Here is an 18,194-nt window from a genome sequence, read left to right as displayed (position 1 = left end):
TGTACATGTACGTTTGTACATTTCCGGATTGTGAGGACGCTGGGAGCGGCTCAGAGCGCGGCGCCCAGCGCGAGCCCGAGGACCGCCGCCAGCAGCCCGAGCAGCAGCATCCCGATCGCGTTGAACGCTGCCGCGGGACGCTCGCCGTCACGCCACAGGGCGACCGTGTCGAGCATGGCGGTGCTGAACGTCGTGTACCCGCCGAGGAGTCCCGCGCCCAGGAGGAACGCCTCATCCGGCAGCGCGGTGGTGACGACGCCGAGGGCGAACGAGCCGGTGAGGTTCACGAGCAGGATGCCCCAGGGGAAGCGGCGTCCGGCCAGGCGCGCCACTCCGAGGTCCACGAGGTACCGCAGGACGGCGCCCACTCCCCCGGCGAGCGCCGCGCCGAGGAACAGGAGCGGGTTCACGCGGCCGCTCCGGCGCGCGGCCGACCGAGACGAAGACCCAGCGCCGCGGCGGCGAGACCGAGCACCAGGCTGCCCACCGCATAGGCGACGGCGAGCAGCGGGGCGTCCGTCCAGAGCGCGACGGTCCCGGTCATGAAGGCGCTGTAGGTGGTGAAACCTCCGAGCACGCCGGTGCCGAGCAGCAGTCGGAGGTCGGTCGATGCGGGCAGACGCGCGGCGAGGATGCCGATCAGCAGAGCGCCGACGACGTTCGCGACGAGCACCGCGACCGGGATGCCGCCCGCGTCGGGCAGCAGGAGCCCCAGTCCGAGCCGTGCCGCCGTGCCGATCGTGCCGCCGAGGGCGACGAGGAGGACGCGGCGCAGCTTCACGCCTGCCACTGTATCCGTCCGTGCCAGCGCGGCACGCGAATGTCAAGGCGGTGGGCGCGCGATCGAGCGGGGCGTTGACTGCCGTCATGAGACCCCTGTGGAAGATCCCCCAGGACGAGCCGGTCGGCGCGCCCTTCGAGCCCGGTGCCCGGCATGACGTCATCGTCGTCGGGGCCGGCATCACCGGCCTGAGCACGGCGGTCATGCTCACCCGCGCGGGCCTCGACGTCGCGGTGATCGATGCGGGGGCGGTCGCCGAGCTCGCGACGGGCGGCAACACCGGCAAGCTGTCGCTCCTGCAGGGGCAGCGTCTCGCCGTGATCCGCCGACACCACCCCGCCTCGCTCGTGCGGGCGTACGTCGACGCGAACCGCGAGGGCATGGACTGGCTGACGGGGTTCGCCGACACGGCGGGCGTGCCCTACACGCGGCATGCCGACCACTCCTACGCGCAGACCGCCGACGGACTCGACACCGTGCGGGCGCAGCACGACGCGGCACGGGAGGCGGGGCTGCCGACGCGCATCCTCTCATCGCGAGAGGTCGAGGAGTCTCCGTTCCCGAACGCCGGCGCGGTGGTGCTCGACGACCAGGTCGCGATCGACCCGGTGCGCGTCACGCGGGCCCTGGCCGGCGAGCTGCTGACGTCGGGCGGAACGCTGCACACCGGCATCCGCGTCACGGGGGTGCACGCGCTCCCCGAGGCGCGTGTGGAGACCGCGGACGGCCCGCTGTTCGCCCCGCACATCGTGCTGGCCACCGGAACGCCGATCACCGACCGCGGCCTCTACTTCACGAAGACCCACGGGCAGCGCTCGTACTGCGTCTCGTTCCGGGTGCCCGGCGACGCGATCGAAGGCACCTTCCTCTCCGTCGACGGCCCGACGAGGTCGATCCGTCCGGTGTCAGAGGCGGATGGCCCCGGCCGCACCGCGCAGCTCATCGTCGGGGGCAACGGCCATCCGGTCGGACGCTCGGAGAGCGAGGCGGCCGCGGTCGACGACCTCGTCTCCTGGACCAGACGCTGGTTCCCCGACGCCGAGGAGACGCACCGCTGGTCGGCGCAGGACTACGAGTCGCACAACCTCATCCCGTTCGTCGGGGCGATGCCGCGCGGTCTCGGCCGCATCCGCTTCGCCACCGGCTACGCCAAGTGGGGGCTCTCCAACGCCCCGGCGGCCGCCCTGCGCCTGACCGCCGAGATCCTCAGCACGCCGCGACGTGAACGCCCCAGATGGATGACGACGATCGGCACGCGCCTGACCGTGCCCGCCGACCTCGGCCGCGGCGCCGTGGAAGGGGGCAAGGTCGCCGCGGCGCTCGCTTCGGGGTGGACCGAGGCGGAGTCCCGGGCGGTCCCGGTCCCCCGCCCCGAGGAGGGCGCCGGCGTGGTGGCCAACCGTGCCGGCCGCCCGGTCGGCGTCTCCACCGTCGACGGTGTCACCCGTGCGGTCAGCGCGGTGTGCACGCACCTCGGCGGCGTGCTCGACTGGAACGACGCCGAGTGCACGTGGGACTGCCCGCTGCACGCGTCGCGCTTCGCCCCCGACGGCACGCGCCTGGAGGGCCCGGCACTGCGCGATCTCCGCCCCCTGCCCCGCGACGGGCGCCCGGACTAGCCGCCGAGCGGGGCGTCCCACCCCTGCTGCGGGGTGTCGCCGGTCTCGCGGAAGACGTACTGCGAGGCGAGACGGCGCTGACTGCTCGACCAGTCGATCGCCGGGCGGCGCTGCTCGGGCGGCAGGTAGCCCAGGCGGTACACGGCCATGAGCTCGAGGTCGTCCGGCACCCGCAGGAGCTGCACGATCTCGTCCCAGCGCCCCGGCACCTCCATCGGGAACGAGATGAACTGGATGCCCATGCCGAGCTCGACGGTCGTCAGCCAGACGTTCTCCATCGCCGCACCCATGCTGAACACCGAGTAGAACGACGAGAGCTGCCCGGGTCGATACTCGCTGCGGTCGAGCATGACGCCGAGCAGCAGCGGTGACCCGGCGACGAGCTTCCGGTTCTCGGCACCGAGAGTCTTCGGCACCCCGAACGTGTTCATCAGCGTCTGGCCGCGCTTGGTGAACACCTGGCTCGTGAACGGCCGGAGGGCTGCGGGCAGCTTGTCGAACAGCATCCCGCTGCGCTTCTCGTCCATCTCGGCCTGACTGAAACGGAAGTAGGGCTTGTACCGCTCGAAGAACGTGCCGTTCGACATCGCCTCGGTCATGCTCTCGCCGGAGATGCGCGCGATCGTCTCGATGGTGTCGCGACTCTCGATCACGACGAACCGCCAGGGCTGACTGTTCAGCTGCGAGGGTGCGCGGCCCGCGGCCTCGAGGAGGATGCGCTGGTGATCCTCCGACACCGGGTCGGGCAGGAACGGCCCGTTCGTGGTCTTGCGGCGGCGGATGGCATCGAGCAGTTCCATGCGGTCACTTCCGGTCGGCGGGACGGCGCGCGAGGATGGCCCCCGCGACGATGAAGGGGGCGGCGGCGAGCGCCGTGAGCGGATGCCGGCGGCCGTGGCTGCCGAGGTACGGGATCGCGGCGAGGGGCGCGGCGGCCGGCAGCAGGCCGAGCGCGGCACGGCGACCGGAAGTTCCTGCGCCGCGCGTCCAGCCCCCGATGACAGCCGCGGCGGTGGTCGCACACGTCGCGATGTACAGCGCGTGATGCAACCACCGGAAGCGGCTGGTGTCGATCAGGCGCGCGGCGACGGCGGTGCCGAGCCCACAGTTCACGGCGTAGGCCGTGGCCGCGGCGGCGAACAGCGGCGCGGCGTTCCTGCGCTCCCGACGGTGGGCCATGGCACGACACTACGCCCGCGCGTGCGACCGGAGGCGCGTTTCGTCTCGCTCCGCTCGCTCAACGACCGAGACCTGCCCGGTCGTCGAGCGAGGAGCGCAGCGACGAGACGAAACGCCCCACCCCCGGTCGTCGAGCGAGGAGCGCAGCGACGAGACGAAACGCCCCACCCCCGGTCGTCGAGCGAGGAGCGCAGCGACGAAACGAAACGCCCCGGCGACTACAGGTTCCCCTCCGCATACACGCGGAGCGCGTCGCGGACGAACTCCGCGCCGTGGGTGCCGCCGGACGACGTCGCGTAGTTCGCGCCGAAACGCGGATCCGCGACGTACATCTCACCGAGCCCGATCACGTACGCCTTGACGTCGCCACCGGGGACGGCCGCCGGTGTGCCCGGGATGCCGGTCAGCCACTCGACGTGGCGTCGCGCGACATCCTGAGCCTCGGCGGATGCCGGGTCGATGCCGCTCTCCGCCGCAGCGATCCAGTCGCGTCCGAGGTCGGACACGCGCTGCTGCCAGTCGGCGCGCTCCGCATCCGTCATCCCCCGCCACCAACGGTCGCTGTCGGCGTAGGCCTTCTTGCCCCAACGGTCCTCGACCTCCTCCCTGTACCGGGTGTGGTCGAAGCCGTCGAACATGTTCTCTGCCATGAGGTTCTCACCTCCTCTCAATGCGGTGATGGTCGATTCGACCGACGCGATCTGCCGCGCCAGCCTGGTCTGCTCCTCGCGCAGCAGCGCGAGGTGGGTCTCGAGGGCGGATGCCTCACCGCGCTCCCGGTCGAGGACCTCCGCGATCTGCGGCAGTCCGAGTCCGAGCTCCCGCAGGAGGAGGATCCGCTGCAGCCGTACGAGTGCGGCCTCGTCGTAGTGGCGGTAGCCGTTGTGCGCGATGCGCGAGGGCGGCAGCAGTCCGATGTCGTCGTAGTGACGCAGCGTCCGGCTCGTCGTCCCGGCGAGGCGCGCGATCTCCTGGATGGACCAGTCACGATTCGCCACCGCGTCCTCCTCTCTGTTGTCGTGCTGTCGTGTTGTCGTGTTGTCGACTCTAGAAGTTGACGTTGCGTCAAGGTCAAGCGCGCGGATTTTCCTGCGCATCCGTCATCGCTCGTCTAGCCTGGACGCACACGCACACGCCCCGGGGGGAATCGGGGCACCCGCACCGGAGGAGCGAAACCATGTCCGACACAGTCCGCCCATCCTCGAACGGGCCGAGCCGCCGCACCGTGCTGAAGGCGACCGCGTGGTCCCTGCCGGTCGTCGCGGTCGCCGCCGCCACGCCACTCGCGGCCGCCAGCACGACGGGCGACCTGCTGCTCACCGCCCGGAACGGCGGGACCACCATCGGCGCCAATGACCCCGGCGCGACGGAGGCCTACGTCCTGACGATCCCGCCGGGATTCGACGTGACCACCATCGGCACCGAGCGCACACCCGCGGGGGCGACCCTGATCGTGACGTTCGACTCCCGCCTGCTCGGCGACCCGAGCGCGACCATGGACGGAATCAACGCTCCCCGCACCCCGGTGACCATCGACGGAAACGTGGCGACGGCGACGTTCACCCTCCCGCTCGGGATCCCCGCGAACGGCACGACGGAACCCCTCCTCATCACGTTCGCCACGATCAACAACGGCGTGTGGGTCACGGACGCACAGCCCTACACGGTCACGCTCGTGGCACCGGCGGGTTCGCCCGACCCGGACACCGGGAACAACACGGTCACCGTGGCTGTGGAGTATTCGCCGGTGGTCCCGATCTGAATCGGAGTCCGAGATACGAGAAGAGGCGTCCCGCGTACCGCCGGGGCGCCTCTTCTCGTATCGCGGCCGCACCTCTTGACAACATCGAGATATATCGTGTTATGCTTGCGACACACGATATATCGTGACCATCGACACAGGAGAAGCACACATGACCGAGAAGTGGCTCATCGCCCCGGGCGAGGAACGCGTCATCGACATCGAGTCCGTCAGCCGCCTCAAGGTGGGCCTGGTCGGCGGACAGGTGGACATCATCGCCCACGACGAACCGGGCATCCGCATCGAGGTGCACGGCGTCACCACCAAGGACCTCCGCATCGAGTCCCACGACGGCGAGGTCGAGATCGACCACCCGCAGCTGGGCTGGGACAACTTCCTCGAGGTGTTCCGCAACTTCGGCTCCGGCGGCCCCCGTGCCGAGGTGAGCGTCGCGGTCCCCCGCTCGATCGCTCTGAACCTCGGCGTCGTCAGCGCCGGCGCGCTGGTCTCGGGCCTCCGCAACGACGCCCGTCTCAACACCGTGTCCGGCGACATCATCGTCGACACGCTGATCGGCGACCTCACGGTCAACTCCGTCTCGGGCGACGTGCAGGTGCGCGGCCTCACCGGCTCGATCAGCGCGAACAGCGTCTCGGGCGACGTGGCCGTCACGGGCGCGGTGCGCCGAGCGACCGTCGACATCGTCTCGGGCTCCACCCTGGTGGACGCCGCGGGCGACGTGAACACGATCAACATCAACTCGGTCTCGGGCGGCACCACGGTGCGCCTCGACGAGTCCCTCGCGGCGAACTACGTCATCCGGTCGCTGAGCGGACGTCTGCTCATCGACGGTGTCGAGCGCAGCACGTCGGGTCCCAGCAACTACACCGGCACGACCGGCGAGCTCGCGGGTCGGTTCGTCGACCTGCGCGCCAACTCCGTCTCGGGTGGAGTCACGGTTCTCCGCCGCACGCCGGCATCGATCACCGAAGACGCGGAGTGGGAAGCATGAGCCCGGCAGTCTTCTCCCACGGCGACCTCCGCCTCTACCTGCTGTCCCTGCTCGCCGAGGCGCCGCAGCACGGCTACGGGATCATCCAGTCCCTGACCGATCGCACGGGCGGCACCTACACCCCGAGCGCCGGCACCATCTACCCGCGGCTCGCGAAGCTCGAGGAGGAGGGCCTGGTCAGCAAGACCGTCGACGGCCGCACCACGATCTACGCGATCACCGAGGCCGGACGCGCCGAACTCGCATCGCGTGAGGGCGACCTCGCCGGCATCGAGGCGGGGCTCACGGATTCCGTGCGACTGATCGCGAGCGAGGTCCGACAGAGCGTCCAGGACGCGATGAAGAGCCTGCGAGCCGATCTCGCCGCGGCCGAGAAGGGCGAGCGCACGGCGGCGAAGAACCGGCCGCGCTCGGCGACCGACGACTCGCGCCTCGTCAGCCGCGAGGAGATGCACCGAGCGGATGCCGTCATCAACGCATTCCGTGCCCGGGTGCGCACCGACCTGCGCACCCACCTCGCGAAGGGCGGCACGCTGTCGCCCTTCGTGGTCACCGAACTCGAGACGGCGCTCGACACCGCGGCACGCGGAGTGACGGTCGCCCTGAGCAACGCCGCGTCATGACCACCCCGACTCCCGCCGCGGTACCCCCGCGGCGGGAGGGCGAAGCCCCATCCGGTTCCGCGCACGTCAGCCCATCGGCGGCACAGGACAGGGGTGAGGGACCGGCCACTCCGCTCCCCGCACCCGCCGCGCGGAGACACGGCATCATCATCCAGATGCGGTGAGCGCACGAGAAGAGGCCCCGTCGGCGAACAGCCGACGGGGCCTCTTCTCGTGCCTGAGAGCGGTTGCCGCTACTCCGGCCAGATCTCCTTCTGCTCGTCCGGCACCGACTCGCCGAGCGGGACCACGAGGACCGAGCGATGCTGACGGTGCGCCAACCGCGCCGCCACCGAGCCGGTGAAGAACTCCCTGATCGATTCGCCGATACCGCGCTTGCGCGTGCCGACGACGATCAGCTGCGCGTCGAGCTTGGTGGCGAGCTGCTTGATCGCCAGAGCGGGGTCGCCGACGAGCTGGCGAGCGGTCCACGTGACGTCGGTCCCCTCGAGCAGCTTTGCGGCCGCCGCTTCGACGGCCTCGAACTCCGCCGCGCCGGCATCGAAGTTGATGTCGATCGGAGCGGAGTGCACGTAGCCGTCCGGATCCTCGTAGGTCACGAATCGCGTGACGTCGACGTGGGCGACCACGAGCGGCGCGCCGAGCAGTCGCGCGTAGCGCACGGCCTCGTCGATCACGTGTCGATCCTGGTCCAACTGCATGCCGACGATGACGGCTTTCTGCAGCGCCGCGTTCTGTGCGGCTTCATCGGACGGAGTGGAGGTGCTGTCGGTCATGAAGATCGTTCCCTTCACCAGCCTGGCCTCAGCCAGAGGGTCTTACCCGCGTGCTATTCTGAATGCTACTCTTACCGGCTTCAGGCCGGTGTCGTGAAATGCCTCGGGCCTCACCGCCCGCAGCTTAACTCGTGAGGGGGTCTCGCGCATGGGCCGTGGCCGTCAGAAGGCGAAACACACCAAGATCGCCCGCGAACTCAAGGCGTACAGTCCGTCGGTGAACTACTCCGCTCTCGAGCGCGAGCTAGGTCACCCGACCGACGAAGACGCATACGTCGACAAGTGGGCCGATGACTATGCCGACGAAGACGAGGACGAACTAGAAAAGGCCTGACCGCCTGATCGGTTCGTCACACCCGCACGACGTGCGGGTGTTTCGTCGTGCCCGGACGGAGGTCGAGAAGAGCCGTTCGGGTGCGTCGGGTGGTCATCCTCGGTCGGCGTACCGCTCTCGGATCAGGTCTTTGATCCACCGGTTGAGCTCGGCGGGATCGACGAGGGGCCGTCCTGTCCGGGGATCGATCGTCGCGTAGTCGGCCGGTCCGAACTCGGCGAGGAATGTGGGTCGTCGCCCCTCCTCCCGCTGCCGTTCCACGACCCGATCCCACCACGCCAGGTGCGCCTCGACCGCCGGCGCCCACCGAGGATCGCGCGGCTCGTCGATCTGCGGAGACTGCGGATGGCCGAAGCGCGCGTGGATGTGGTCGGTGCGGCTGATCGCCAGCGCGACCGCCTCGGTCTGATCCTGCAGCAGCGACTCGGCGGAGGCGACCCAGTGCGAGGCATCGAGCGTCAGACGGAGTCCCGGATGCCGCGCGAGCAGTCGCGCCGAGGAATGCGCCGTGGGCAGCATCCGCGCGCGATGCGTCTCGACGAGGATGTCCAGCCTCGTCCGCTCGCGCTCGCCCACCACCCATTCCGCGAGCGCGTCGAGCTCTCGCCCGCTCCAGTGATCCCGTCCGGCATGCAGGGTGACGTGCAGGGGGTCGATGCCCGCGGCCCGGACTCCCTCCAGCTGCAGCTCGAGCTCCCGGCGGTGCCCGGTCGGGTCGACCGCGGCACTCCCGACGAGCACGGAGACGGCCGCACCCGTCTCCCGGACGGCCGCCCCGAGCTCACGCCGGGCAGGCTCATCCGACGGCCACCAGAGCTCGACACCGTCGTATCCGTCGCGGAGCGCGGCATCGATCAGCGCCCCCGGCAGCATCGGGGAGACCCAGTCGTTCATCAGGACGAGCGGACGGAGCGGCATCGGCGGGTGGTCCTCTCCGGGCGATCGCGGCACGGCCACGGATCCGTGGTCAACGCGTGGGGAACAGACTATGTCAGCGCTCCCTCAATGGTGTTGAATTGAAGTGTTTTGAACCTCATTTCCCAGTTGTGAGCGCAAACATTCTGTGATTTGATGTGCATGTGATCGACGGCGCCTCGGCACCAGACCCCGCTGGACGATCCGCAGAACATGACCTCAAAGAGGAGAACAGCATGGCAATCACCCCTCGCTTCACCCGCACCGCCGCGATCGTCGCGGTGGGAGCGGTGTCGGCCTTCGGCCTCGCGGCCTGCTCATCCGGCGATTCCGGTGGCAGCGGTGCCAGCGGAACCGACGGCGAACCCATCACGATCGAGTACCTGCACCGTCTCCCCGACGGCGAGGGGATGACGCCCGCGTCCGAGATCGTCGACCGCTGGAACGCCGATCACCCCGACATCCAGGTGAAGGCGACGAAGTTCGACGGCAAGTCGAGCGACATGATCCTCAAGCTCGAGACCGACGTGAAGGCCGGCAACGGACCCTGCCTCGCACAGACCGGCTACTCGGAGGTGCCGCAGCTGTTCGTCAAGGGACTGCTGCAGGACGTCGCGGACGAGGCCAAGAAGTACGAGGACGACTTCTCGGCCGGAGCGTTCAGCGGCATGAAGGTGGGCGACGCGATCGTGGGCCTCCCGCAGGACACCGGCCCCCTCGTCTACTTCTACAACGAGGCCGAGTTCACGGCGCTGGGCCTCGACGCCCCGAAGACCCTCGACGACCTGACGGCCGACTCCGCCGCGGCGGCCGCCGCCGGCAAGTACGTGACGGCCTTCACGCCCGACGAGGCGCAGAACTGGCTCTCCGCTCAGTCCGCTGCGGCCGGCGACACCTGGTTCAGCACGGCGGGCGACGAGTGGAAGGTCGACGCGGAGGGCGCAGGCTCCGAGCGCGTCGCCGCATTCTGGCAGGGCCTCCTCGACGGCAAGCAGACCCTCGCGACCGAGCGCTGGGGTGAGGGCTTCACGGCCGCGCTCAACGACGGCAGCCTCATCGGCCACGTCGGCGCGGCATGGGAGGCCGGATTCCTCCTCGACTCGCTCGACGGCACTCCGGCCGAGGGCCAGTGGCGCGTCGCCCAGCTCGCCGACTTCGGCGCCGGTGCCATGAGCGGCCCCGACGGCGGCTCGGGCGTCTCGGTGATGAAGGGCTGCGAGCACCCCGCCGAAGCCATGGAGTTCAACGACTGGTTCAACACCCAGGTCGACGACCTCGCGTCGCAGGGCCTCGTCGTCGCCGCCAAGGGCGACGTGAAGACCCCCGAGAAGATGCTCCGCCAGTTCGGCGGCCAGGACGTGCTCGCGGAGCTCGGGACGGCGACGGAGAACCTCAACCCGGACTTCCCCTACGCTCCCGGCTTCTCGACGCTGTCGAAGATGAACGAGACCGCCGCCGCGGCGGTCGCCGGCACCGCGAAGGTCGCCGACATCTTCACCACCGCCCAGGACACGGCCGTCGCCTCCCTGAAGGACCTCGGCCTGCCGGTCGCGAAGTGAGTCGACGAGCGGACATCATCAGATGATCGACGGCGGAGTGCACGCGCAATCGTGCACTCCGCCGTCGTCTTGACAGCGAGAGGCGACACCATGGTCACAGTGACCGAGACGCGAGGCACGGCACCGGCGCCGACCCCGCGCATCCCCGCGGATCCCACCCGCAGACGCCGGTTCGGCACCCGACGCGAGGGCCTCACCGGCTGGCTGTTCATGACGCCGTTCGCCGTGCTCTTCGTCCTGGTCTTCCTGGTGCCGATCATCGTGTCGATCCGATCGTCGTTCTTCGCTCAGGTCCCCTCCGGCGACGGACTGTACGGCGGCGGAGAACTCGTCGACACGTTCGTCGGGCTCGAGAACTTCGTCACCGCCGCGACGAACGGCGCCTTCTGGACCGGCATGGGACGCGTCGTCCTCTATGCCGCCCTGCAGATCCCCGTGATGATCCTCGTCGCCCTCGGACTCGCCCTGCTGCTCGACTCGTTCATCGTGCGCCGCCCCACGCTGTTCCGGCTCTCCTTCTTCCTGCCGTATGCGGTCCCCGGCATCATCGCGGCGATGATGTGGCTCTACCTCTACACGCCGGAGGTCTCGCCCTTCCTCCCGTTCCTCCCCGAGGGCACCGACTTCATGGCACCGGGCACGATCCTCTTCTCGATGGCGAACATGACCACGTGGACCTACACGGGCTACAACATGCTCATCTTCCTGTCGGCACTGCAGGCCGTTCCGCGCGACCTCTACGAAGCGGCGCGCCTCGACGGAGCATCCGGCTTCCAGATCTCGATGCGGATCAAGGTGCCGCTGGTGCGGGGCGCCGCTCTCCTCGCGGTGCTGCTGTCGATCATCGGCACGATCCAGCTCTTCAACGAGCCGGTGGTGCTGCAGGCAGCGAACTCGTGGATGGGCAAGGACTTCACGCCCATGATGCTCACCTACAACACGATGATGGGCGAGATCTCGCCGTCCGGCAGCGGCCCGGCATCCGCCTACTCCCTGCTCATGGCTCTGATCGCGGGTGTGCTCGCGATCGTGTATGCGCTGCTGCAGCGCCGGAAGGGCGACGCATGACCACCACGCGCCTCATCACCACCGAGGCATCGACACGTCGACGCCCCCGCCGGACGCCCGACGCGGATGCTCCGCCGCCTTCGATCGCCCCGACCCCGGTCACGCGTGCGTTCGGCATCATCGCGCTCGTCGTCGCGACGCTGTACTTCCTGGTGCCGGTGTACTGGCTCATCGTCGCCTCGACGAAGAACAACACCGATCTCACCTCGACCTTCGGCTTCTGGTTCGCCGGCTGGAACCTCGACACCAACTACGACAGCCTGATGAACTGGACCCAGGGGCTGTTCTGGCGGTGGGTCGGCAACTCGATGCTGTACTCCGTGAGCGCCGGCGTCATCGGCACCCTGTTCGCCGTGATGGCGGGCTACGCGATCGCGAAGTTCGCCTTCCCCGGCAAGCGCATCGCGGTCGGCGTCATCATGGCCGGCCTCCTGCTCCCCGTGGCACTGCTGACCGTCCCGCTGTACATCGAGTTCCAGGCCCTCGGACTGACGAACACCGTCTGGGCGATCATCATCCCCTCGGCGGTCTCGCCGTTCGGCGTCTTCCTCGGCATGGTCTACGCGCAGTCATCCGTCCCGACCGAGCTGCTCGAGGCCGCCCGCATCGACGGAGCCGGCGAGGCCCGCATCTTCTTCACGATCGTGATGCGCCTGCTGGGTCCCGCGATGGTGACCATCTTCCTGTTCATCTTCGTGGCGACGTGGAACAACTTCCTGCTCCCGCTCATGATGATCTCGAGTCAGGATCTGAAGCCCGTGACCCTCGGGCTCTACGGCATGGTGAGCTACTTCGCCCCGGACAAGGGCGCGGTGATGCTCGGTGCCCTGCTCGGGGTCATCCCGCTCGTGCTGCTGTTCTTCGCCCTGCAGAAGTACTGGCGCTCCGGCCTCGCCGCCGGCGCCGTGAAGGGCTGACCCGCTCCTCCTCCCACCCCACACCCGTCGGTCCCCGCCGGCCCCACGTCCGCCCTCGGCACTCCGCCGAGGGCGGACGTCTGCGTGCGGGGTGTCCGCGAGTGCACGGGGTGTCCGCGAGTGCACGGGACAATCACGGGGACCCGCCGTGCGTTCGCCGAGGTGTCGTGCTCTCGACGACCGTGAAGACGCCCGGCAGCCTCACGGGCATACCCCGCGCCACCGGAGCCCGGGCGCACGAAGCTCTGGGCACGAAGCTCCGCGAGTGCACGGGGTGTCGACGAGTGCACGGCACGCACACGGAGACAGCCCGTGCACTCGGCGAGGTCCCGTGCTCTCGACAGCAGCGCGGGGGACGCGGTGGGGGGCGGGGGACGCGGAACGGCCCGGAGGAGGATCCTCCGGGCCGTTCTGCGTCAGCGGGTCAGCTGTGGCGGCGTCTCCGCATCCACAGGGTCAGGCCGAGGCCCATCGCGGCCAGGGCCGCGAGCGCCGCCCCTGCCCAGACGGCTCCGTCGACGCCGGTCGTCGCGAGGTCTCCCCCGCTCCCGGTCCCGGGCGCCGCCGTGACCGCGAGGTCACCCCTCGCCAGCTCGACGCCCAGGGCGTCCGTCGCGACGAGCGCATGCGCACCCGCCGGCGTCGCCGCCGGGATCGTGACGGTCGCCACGGCATCGCCGTCGGCCGAGACGGTCACCTCACCGAGGCGCACCGGCTCGGAGTGCAGCCACAGCTGCACCAGCGCGTCACGCTCGAATCCGCTCAGCTGCACGGTCACGCTCGACCCGGCGACGACCGAGCCGATGGATGCCGTGACGGTCGCCTTCTTCCCCGGCTTCGCCTTCTTGACCTTCAACGGCGCGCTGGCGAGTTCGGCGTTCGACGCGTCCTGCACGATCACGCGATGCTTCCCCACCGAGGCATTCGCCGGGATCAGCAGACGTGTGGTCAAGGCACCCTTCGCGTCGACCGCGGCATCCGTCAGCTTGACGTCGTCGAGCCACACCGAGACGGTCGATCGCGGCGCGAAGCCGGTGAGCGCCATGCCCACCGTCTCCCCGGCGCGCACCGAGTCGGCATCGAGCCCGAGCTTCGGGTCGATCTCCGGGTTGCATGCGCTCAGGTCATCGGCCGGACGCTTCTCGGCGGCATGCCCGCCCTGCGCGGCCGACGAGCCGTACACGGCCATCTCGGCGACGGCGGCGAACTGCGTGCCCGAGATCGACGACGTGGCGGTGACCCGGATGTAGCGAGCCGTGGTCTCCGCGAAGTCCACGTCCTGCCACTCGGCGACGTTCTTCCACTCACCCGAGGCGACGGGTGTGTACGCCTGTCCGTCGGTCGACACCGCGACCTCGTACCCCTTGATCGGTCCGTTCTGGTTGGCGCCGCGGCGCAGGTACGAGATGCCGTCGACCTGCTCGGCAGCACCGAGGTCGAATGTCAGCACGTGCGGATACGACGTGGCGGCCGAACTCCACCGGCTGTGCCAGAACGTGCCGGCGTTGCCGTCGAGCATGTTCGCGGCCGCGCCGTCTTCGCCCGACGTCTCCTCGGAGCTCGCCGCTGCGGAGATCTGCGCGTTGGGGATGCGGGCTCGCTTCGACACCGACACCTCCTGCGTCGTGGTGACCGTGCGCACATCGCAGTCCGCGAGGTACGTCGCGGCGATCCCGATCCCGACGGTCGAGCCGGCGGCCGCCGCGGGCGCGGTGACCAGCCAGGTGGTCTTCACGCTGTCACCGGCCGCGACCTCCGCGAACAGGTTCGACGAGCCGTCGGCGACCTCGACCACATAGCCCTCCGGCACCTCGAGCTGCACGCCGATGTTCTCGACGGCGAGGGACTCGCTGTTGGTGAAGGTGGTCGTGAACGCGGTCTGCGCACCCGGGCTCAGGACGCCTGCTTCGCCGGAGACGGTCGCGCAGGGCGTGCCGCCGGTCGTGGGGCCGAGGTCGGTGACGGTGAAGTCGTCCAACACGAAGTCCACGTCCGGTCCGCCGACCCGCTCGAGGCCGACCCAGGTGTAGTCGCCGCATCCGACGATCACGTCCTGCGAGAACTCGGCCGTCTCCAGCGCCTGCGTGATCCCGGTGCGGCTGAGCGTGGTCGAGGTGACCTTGCCACCCGCAACGGCATCCGTCCCGGTGAACCAGCGGTACGCCCCGCTCGCGCCGACCTGGTAGTCGAAGCCGATGCGGTAGGAGTGCCCGGCCTGCAGCGGGACGAGCGTCGGATCGGTGCGGTAGACGACCCCGTTGTTCTCGGAGTGCGACATGAGCGAGTGGTCGCCGGTCAGCGTCGTGTCCACCGCGAGCCCGGCCAGCGGCCCCGCATCGAACGGCTTGGCGGTGTTGCGCCAGTCACTGCTCGCGTACGGGTCGTGACGACGGGAGATGCTCGTGCGCGGGTCGTCGATGCCGTTGGCGTCGCCCTTCACGAACGGCCCCCAGCCCGCCTCGTCGCCCTCGAAGTCGTTCGAGTACACCGTGCCGGCCGCCAACGGCGACGTGGTGTCGGCCGCGACACGGGCGTTGTCGATGCGGACCTTCGACTCCCCCGCGACCGCACCGATCGACACCGTGACCTCGCCGGATGCCGGAGCCAGGAACGAGGTCGAACCGCGCTGGTAGTACTGGCCCGCCTTGGAATCGGCGCGCATGTAGTTGTACGTCGGGGAGAGGTTCCACGTGCGGGTGGCGGCACCTGAGCCGGTATCGACCGAGACGCTCACGTCGCGGGTCGCGGTCGGATCGATCTGCACCTGTGCGGAGAAGGCGTATCGCTCGCCCGGCTCCAGCCCGGTCACCCGCTGGGAGATCGACGACGCGGCTGCACCGAACACGGCGATGTTGTCGCCGCGCGACTCGTTCTTCGCGCTGCCGAGGTCGGTGCGCTCGATCGTCACATCGCCCCGGGGGTTCCACACATCGAGCGAACCGGAGTTGAACCCCGGGTCGTCGAGGCCGGCGTCGTGGTACTCGACGGCTGCGCGCTGGGCGCCGCCCTGCGGCACCACGACGTAGGCCGTGCCCTTGTCACCGCTGAGTGTGAGCTCGCCGCCGGTCGCGTCGGCCGTGCCGACCTTGACGCGCCCCTGGTCACCGAGCTCGAAGACGTCGAAGGCGGTGTTGCCGCGGAAGGCGTCGGTGAGACCGAACGTCTTCTCGCCTCCCGTTGCGGAGTAGAAGTACATCTTGTCGGCGTCGACCGGCGAGCCGGAGTCCTCATTCGAGTCCAGCGACTGCCACGGCAGCAGGTACGAGTCGCCGCGCAGCACCGTCGCCCCGTCCATCGTGACGACTCTGGTGCTCCCGTCCATGCGCACCGCCACGTCATCCGTCAGCGTCGCCTCGGCGCCTGCCCGGTACGTGAGCAGGTCGAAGTGCTGGAGGAACTTGGTGGGCAGGCTCTGCTTCCAGATGTTGTCGACGAAGCCGTCCCAGTTGCGGTTGCCGACCCAGCCCTCGGCGTCGATCAGCCGCTGCTGTCCGAGCAGGGCGTCGTCGTTCCAGACGTCGGCCTGCCCGTTCTGGATGAAGCGCACCATGGTGGAGTTGATGCCCTTGTTTTCCTTCCCGCCGTACGCCAGGTCGTTCGGCCAGTGCGACCAGACCGTGCTGTCGACGAACTTGTCACCCCACTCGGTCGCGACCTCGAGGTCCATGCCGTTCAGCTCGTCCGCGAGCTCCTCGGCGACCCAGCCGTTGGAGTAGTACACGTCGATGTAGACGCCGCTGAGGCCGGGCACCTCGTCGCGCAGCTGCTGGAAGCGATCGAGCACCCGCCCGGTGCCGAGGTCGGCCTGCTGGTTGATGTAGTACGACTGGTCGAGCCAGTTCCACCCCGGCTTGTAGGGGGCGGCACCGTCGATGATCGCGGAGTCGAACGCGTTCGCCTGCGGGTACATCTCCGTGGCGTTGACGTGCACGCTCATGTCGGCGTTGAGCTTCGCGCCCTCGTCGACGAGGTTGTTGAGGTCGGAGAGGCCGCCGGCGCGCTCGTTGTAGTTCCCGCCGTAGTCGGTGTTCGCCGAGTCGTGGCCCTCGCTGCCGTAGCCCTTGTTGAGCACCCACTGTCCGAGACCGTCGGTCTGGTTCGCGATCCGCTTGGTGTTGTCGAGCACCAGGTCGAAGTAGTTCGTGGCGCTGGAGGCGAAGTTGAAGGGGATACGGCTGACCACGCGCTCGGCCACCCGATCGGCGCCGAGACGCGGGGTGTCGACTTCGCGGTACCGGATCGCCGCGTCCTGCCAGTCGACCGAGTCGTCGCCGTTCCGATCGGCGGCGAGGAGAACCGTGACCTTCGGCAGGGCGTACGTGGTCACCCGGCTGTCCACGGCGGTGGTCGGATGGATCAGCCACGCGCTGGAACCGATCTCCGCCGTGCGTCCCGCCGCCTCGGTCACCCGCGTGGTCAGGCGCGTGTTCCAGGAGGCGGTGCCCCCGGATGCCTGGGTCGTCGCGTTGGTGATCACGCTGCCGACGAGCGCGCCGTTGCCGAGGAAGGCGAAGGCCGCCCCCTTCTGTCCGGTCGCCGTCGACGCGTTCACGGCGATGTGCTCGTCGGCGTTCTTCGTGCTGTCGGGGCTGATCACCGTCCGGTCGAGTGCCGACCCGGCATCCGCGGCGCTCGCGGAGAGGAAGGCGTTGTCCGGGAGACCGAGCGTGGTCACGGTCGCGGTTCCGTCGACGGCCGTGACCTCGAACCCGATGGTTCCGTCTTTCGCGACCCGGATGCTGCTGCGCACGGTGACGTCGATCCCGGTCAGCTTCGACACGTAGTCCACGCCGGTGGCCGAAGCCGTCGACGTGGTCTCCGACGCGTAGGTGGCCCCGTTCACCGACCAGGTCTTCGCCGAGGTGCGCTGACCGCCGATGCTCTCGCTCCCGAGGCGATACGCCGCGATGCGGGGGAACTCCGTCGAGACGACGGCGGTCGTCCCGCCGTCGGCGATCTCGACGGTCTCGTCGGTGTCGGGAACCTCGGGCTCGGTGACGATGGGAGGCAGCTGCTCGTCGGAGAGGACCTCGATCTCGCCGGCCCCGCCGCCGGTGGTCCCCTGCGCGTCGATCACGAGCAGGGCCACGTAGCGACCGTCCTTCGCGGTGTCGAGCGTGATGCGCTGCTTCTCGTCGTTCGCGGTCGGCGCGTGCAACGTCGCCGCTCCCGCGGCCGCACCCCACCCGCCGTCAGCGGGAGAGGTCCGCGCGACATCGGCGTCGTCCGTCACATACACCTCGACGGTCTTGGCGGCGACTCCCTGCCCTCTCTTCACCGAGTAGTCGAGGGCCTTCACCGAAAGCGACCGCTGCAGATCCACGACGATCCAGTGCGGGAACGGGGCGCTGGCCGCGTACCGCGACGTCCACTGGGTCGCGAAGTCGCCGTCGAACGCCCCGAGGGCCGTGCCGTCGAGAGACGGAGGAGCCGGATAGGGGTCCGACTCGCTCGACACCGCGTGCAGGCGGTAGTCGGTCTTGGGCACCGGAATGAGATCCGCGGCCTGGGCGGATGGCGCCTGGGCGAGCATGCCGCCGAATGCGAGCGCCGTCGCCAGCACGGAGCTGAGGGCGACGGCAGCGCGGGGCGGTCGGGAGGGTTTCGACACGTCTTGCCTCTCGGTCGGAGCGACGCCCGGGAGCACTGACGCCCCGATGCGTCGCAGGT

16 protein-coding genes are annotated in these 18,194 nt (G+C 69.6%); 8 read left to right on the top strand and 8 right to left on the bottom strand.

What is annotated here, in order from left to right:
• Window positions 1-50 precede the first annotated feature (50 nt).
• Entirely contained in the window at window positions 51-410 is a 360-nt protein-coding gene (locus MME74_RS02510; protein ID WP_267417095.1) for a fluoride efflux transporter FluC, read from the bottom strand.
• On the bottom strand, window positions 407-781 hold the full coding sequence (locus tag MME74_RS02505) for a fluoride efflux transporter FluC (RefSeq protein ID WP_267417094.1): 375 nt from the start codon (window positions 779-781) through the stop codon (window positions 407-409). Before MME74_RS02505 ends, MME74_RS02510 begins: the two co-directional genes overlap by 4 nt.
• Before the next feature lie 86 nt (window positions 782-867).
• Between MME74_RS02505 and MME74_RS02500 the strand changes: the two genes are divergently transcribed.
• Entirely contained in the window at window positions 868-2,400 is a 1,533-nt protein-coding gene (locus MME74_RS02500) for an FAD-dependent oxidoreductase (protein ID WP_267417093.1), read from the top strand.
• On the opposite strand, the gene MME74_RS02495 is transcribed toward MME74_RS02500, so the two are convergent.
• The 3 genes from MME74_RS02495 to MME74_RS02485 form a co-directional block, all read right to left on the bottom strand.
• A complete protein-coding gene (locus tag MME74_RS02495; protein ID WP_267417092.1) occupies window positions 2,397-3,200 on the bottom strand; it encodes a nitroreductase family protein in 804 nt (267 codons plus the stop codon). The two genes, MME74_RS02500 and MME74_RS02495, sit on opposite strands and share 4 nt — an antisense overlap.
• 4 nt (window positions 3,201-3,204) lie before the next feature.
• A complete protein-coding gene (locus MME74_RS02490) occupies window positions 3,205-3,579 on the bottom strand; it encodes a hypothetical protein (RefSeq protein WP_267417091.1) in 375 nt (124 codons plus the stop codon).
• 218 nt (window positions 3,580-3,797) lie between these two features.
• Window positions 3,798-4,577, bottom strand: a complete 780-nt coding sequence (locus tag MME74_RS02485; RefSeq protein WP_267417090.1) for a MerR family transcriptional regulator — start codon at window positions 4,575-4,577, stop codon at window positions 3,798-3,800.
• Between the two features lie 179 nt (window positions 4,578-4,756).
• Between MME74_RS02485 and MME74_RS02480 the strand changes: the two genes are divergently transcribed.
• The 3 genes from MME74_RS02480 (at window position 4,757) to MME74_RS02470 (ending at window position 6,955) form a co-directional block, all read left to right on the top strand.
• The gene (locus tag MME74_RS02480; RefSeq protein WP_267417089.1) at window positions 4,757-5,341 is read left to right on the top strand and encodes a hypothetical protein; all 585 of its coding nucleotides are present in this window, start codon (window positions 4,757-4,759) and stop codon (window positions 5,339-5,341) included.
• Window positions 5,342-5,492: 151 nt separating this feature from the next.
• The gene (locus MME74_RS02475) at window positions 5,493-6,332 is read left to right on the top strand and encodes a DUF4097 family beta strand repeat-containing protein (protein WP_267417087.1); all 840 of its coding nucleotides are present in this window, start codon (window positions 5,493-5,495) and stop codon (window positions 6,330-6,332) included.
• Window positions 6,329-6,955, top strand: coding sequence for a PadR family transcriptional regulator (locus tag MME74_RS02470; RefSeq protein WP_267417085.1), 627 nt, complete (start codon window positions 6,329-6,331; stop codon window positions 6,953-6,955). Before MME74_RS02475 ends, MME74_RS02470 begins: the two co-directional genes overlap by 4 nt.
• Before the next feature lie 233 nt (window positions 6,956-7,188).
• On the opposite strand, the gene MME74_RS02465 is transcribed toward MME74_RS02470, so the two are convergent.
• Complete coding sequence (locus tag MME74_RS02465; RefSeq protein ID WP_267417084.1) at window positions 7,189-7,731, bottom strand: universal stress protein; 543 nt, start codon at window positions 7,729-7,731, stop codon at window positions 7,189-7,191.
• Between the two features lie 148 nt (window positions 7,732-7,879).
• Here MME74_RS02465 and MME74_RS02460 point away from each other — a divergent pair, with 148 nt between their 5' ends.
• A complete protein-coding gene (locus MME74_RS02460; RefSeq protein WP_029259537.1) occupies window positions 7,880-8,065 on the top strand; it encodes a DUF3073 domain-containing protein in 186 nt (61 codons plus the stop codon).
• A gap of 93 nt (window positions 8,066-8,158) precedes the next feature.
• On the opposite strand, the gene MME74_RS02455 is transcribed toward MME74_RS02460, so the two are convergent.
• Window positions 8,159-8,983, bottom strand: a complete 825-nt coding sequence (locus MME74_RS02455) for a sugar phosphate isomerase/epimerase family protein (protein ID WP_267417083.1) — start codon at window positions 8,981-8,983, stop codon at window positions 8,159-8,161.
• Between the two features lie 233 nt (window positions 8,984-9,216).
• Between MME74_RS02455 and MME74_RS02450 the strand changes: the two genes are divergently transcribed.
• The 3 genes from MME74_RS02450 (at window position 9,217) to MME74_RS02440 (ending at window position 12,524) form a co-directional block, all read left to right on the top strand.
• On the top strand, window positions 9,217-10,539 hold the full coding sequence (locus MME74_RS02450) for an ABC transporter substrate-binding protein (RefSeq protein WP_267417082.1): 1,323 nt from the start codon (window positions 9,217-9,219) through the stop codon (window positions 10,537-10,539).
• A gap of 90 nt (window positions 10,540-10,629) precedes the next feature.
• Window positions 10,630-11,607 (top strand): carbohydrate ABC transporter permease, encoded by a 978-nt coding sequence (locus MME74_RS02445; protein WP_267417081.1) that lies wholly within the window; start codon window positions 10,630-10,632, stop codon window positions 11,605-11,607.
• Window positions 11,604-12,524 (top strand): carbohydrate ABC transporter permease, encoded by a 921-nt coding sequence (locus tag MME74_RS02440; protein WP_267417080.1) that lies wholly within the window; start codon window positions 11,604-11,606, stop codon window positions 12,522-12,524. The genes MME74_RS02445 and MME74_RS02440 overlap by 4 nt, the downstream gene beginning before the upstream one ends.
• A 424-nt stretch (window positions 12,525-12,948) precedes the next feature.
• Here MME74_RS02440 and MME74_RS02435 read toward each other — a convergent pair whose 3' ends face one another.
• A complete protein-coding gene (locus MME74_RS02435) occupies window positions 12,949-18,135 on the bottom strand; it encodes an endo-alpha-N-acetylgalactosaminidase family protein (RefSeq protein WP_267417079.1) in 5,187 nt (1,728 codons plus the stop codon).
• Window positions 18,136-18,194 lie beyond the last annotated feature (59 nt).

The organism is Microbacterium oxydans (assembly GCF_026559675.1).
GTDB classification, from domain to species: Bacteria; Actinomycetota; Actinomycetes; order Actinomycetales; family Microbacteriaceae; genus Microbacterium; species Microbacterium oxydans_D.
The sequence above is the reverse complement of the archived record's forward strand: the minus strand, read 5'-3'. Positions and strand labels throughout refer to the sequence as shown.